At 47.9% G+C, this 3029-nt stretch carries 2 protein-coding genes; both read left to right on the top strand.

Annotated elements, in window-relative coordinates:
* A partial coding sequence (locus B3F49_RS05715; protein WP_293909648.1) for a sensor histidine kinase occupies nucleotides 1-1452 on the top strand: 1452 nt, incomplete at its 5' end.
* Nucleotides 1445-3029: response regulator (locus tag B3F49_RS05710; RefSeq protein ID WP_293909646.1), on the top strand; the 1585-nt coding region annotated here is incomplete at its 3' end. The genes B3F49_RS05715 and B3F49_RS05710, both read left to right, overlap by 8 nt.

Below are 3029 nucleotides of genomic sequence, written 5' to 3'. Positions count from 1 at the left end.
ATTGATAAAATTTTCTCTGTGTTTAAAAGCAGAAGCATAAAAGAAAGGATAAAGATTTCGTATGTGATCATCATCCTACTGATGATAACACCTCCGGTTATCACGATTGTTTCGTTTGTTGTCCAAATGGGTCGCTACGACCTCATCATAACCAATGTCAGCAAGGCAAACCGTCTGAATCAGACGGTAAAGATGGATATCTCCAACGAGATCTGGGATATCGTCGCCGGAAACAAGAAGTTCGATGAAGGCAGGCAGTACGACATTATTGACGGGATCAACGAAAGCCTGAATGACATCATGAGGACGACCGAGGAGCGGGAGAACCGGCAGATGCTTGAGGTTGCCGGTCGTGCGGTCGATACGCTGAAGCGCAACGTAGACCGGTTGGGAACTCAGATGGCGAACCATGCTCCGGTGAGTGAAAATGAGGAAAGCCTTGATGAAATCCGCGGGGTTTCGGCCCTCATCTCCGACATCCTTCAGGACTTCATCGTACGGGTTATTGAGTCGGCGACGATAACAAACGAGCACCACAGGCAAATTACGTTCGTCCTTACCGTCATCCAGATTTTTACCGTACTGTTTGTCACCATCTTCGCCATCTTTACCCAGCGTTCGGTGACAGCCAGCATCAACAATCCCATCAAAAGGCTCGAGAACCTTTCAAAAAGGATTGCAGAGGGAGATTTCTCTGTCAGGGTGAAACTTCCTCAGGTAAGCGAGCTTGACGGCCTTACTGAAAACCTGAACATCATGGCGGTCAAAATCCAAGAATTAATCGCAGAGAATGTCAAAGAGCAGCAAAACCTTCAGAAATCGGAGATGAAAGCCCTTCAAGCCCAGATCACCCCGCATTTTCTCTACAACACATTCGATACAATCGTCTGGCTTGCCGAAGAGAAGAAGAATGATCAGGTCATCGACATCACCCGTGCATTTTCAAGCTTCTTTAGAATATCCCTGAACAAGGGCAAGGATTTCTTGACGGTCAGCGAGGAGTTTGAACATGTGAAAAGCTATCTGACCATTCAGAAAATCAGATACCGCGACATCCTGGATTATGAGATCGAGTACCAGAGCGAGATGGCGGACTGCCAAATATTGAAACTGGTGCTCCAGCCTCTTGTTGAAAACGCATTGTACCACGGGATCAAGAATAAACGGGGTCGCGGATTACTGCAGGTGAAGGGATGGCGTGAGAACAATCGCCTGCATTTCTCCGTGCAAGACAACGGAATTGGAATGACGGAAGAAAAGCTTGCGAACATCATGAAACAGATCAACGGTTCGGCCGATCCCGAGGATTTGAACAATGTCTATGGACTGTATAATGTCAACAAAAGGCTGGAGCTGTATTATGATACCAGCACGAAGCTGGTGATCACAAGTCAGTATAAAGCGGGTACTACGGTATATTTCAGCGTACCAGAGGTTTTATCCAATGTATAAGGTGTTCATTGCAGAAGATGAGATAGTAGTACGGGAAGGGCTGCGCAACAGCATACAGTCGGGATCAGGGCCGTTTGTCCTGGTTGGCGAAGCTTCGGACGGCGAGATGGCCTTGTCGATCATGAAGGATGTGAAACCCGACATCCTGATCACCGATATCAGGATGCCGTTTGTCGATGGGCTCAGCCTCTCCCGGATTATCAAGAAAATTCTTCCCTGGATAAAAATTATCATCATCTCAGGCCATGACGAATTTCAGTACGCTCAAGAGGCCATATCGATCGGTGTTGACGAATACATTCTCAAGCCTGTTTCCGCCTCTGGCATGCTGGCAATCCTCAACAAGCTGGTGGATAGGATTGAACAGGAGAAAATGCATCTTTCAAGCATAGAGAACCTGAAACAACAGGCCCGGTCCAATTCGGACCTGATCAGGGAACGCTGGCTGTGCGACCTGGTGACCGGTATTGTCAGGACGGAGGATGCGCTTGAGAAAGCCGGGGATATGGGACTCGATCTCATCGCCCATGGGTATCTTGTTGCAATCATCAAGCTGTCCATCTCCACCGAGAACTATGCTGAAATGATTACCGCCAAGCTCCACATCAACAGCCTGATCGACAACCAGGAAGAGGTGTTGTGCTTCTCGCAAAGCAGGGACTCCATCATCCTGTTGATGATGCAGCTTGAAGGCGAATCGCTCGAAGAGACCGCGTATACCTTGGGCCAGGCGATCAAGTATGAGGTTGAACGAAATACCGGCTGCATGGTGGCTATCGGCATTGGTTCGTTGGTCGAGCGAATCGGAAGCCTGTCCCAATCATATGCCGATGCGGAAAAAGCGATAAAATTTACCGTTAAATCGGGCCAGAACCTGATAATCGGAATACATGACCTGAACGCATCCTCCGAAATAGATTTCTTGAAACTGGACGGAAGCCCTATCGCGGAACGGCTCAAATATGTGAAGAAGTCGGGCATTCATGAGATCATCGCCCAGTATATGACCATGATAGGCGATGATCCTTTTCAGACCACGCTCATAAGCTATTACCTTTTGTATGATCTTATGGTGGCTATATCAAGGATCATTGATGAGCTGGGTGGTGTTGTGCAGGAAGTCATCCCATGGTCGTCCAATAAGACACAGCTGACCGAGATAGCCGCCTCGAAAGAGACCTTCTGTGACGGGGTGAAACTAATTTTGGATACGTTCATTGATTTCAGGGAATTGAAGTCGGCGGGGAAGTACTATGAAATGATTCAGAAGGCAAAGCAGTACATAAACCTCCATTTTGCCGACCAGGATATTTCCCTGCACTCAGTGGCGTCGATCGTCTCTGTGAGTCCAAACCATTTCAGTACCATCTTTTCCCAGGAAACCGGTGAAACCTTTATAGAATACCTTACCCGGGTCCGTATCAATAAGTCGAAGGAACTCTTGCAGACGACAGCGCTCAGAAGCGCAGACATCGCCTACGATGTAGGATTTGGAGATCCCCACTATTTCAGTTACATTTTCAAGAAGCATACAGGCATTTCCCCCCGGGAGTTCAGAACCGGAAGCAAATGCCTGA

Origin of the sequence: Sphaerochaeta sp. UBA5836, assembly GCF_002432845.1 — a bacterium.
Lineage (GTDB): Bacteria > Spirochaetota > Spirochaetia > Sphaerochaetales > Sphaerochaetaceae > Sphaerochaeta.
This window is presented reverse-complemented; position numbering and strand designations above follow the sequence as displayed.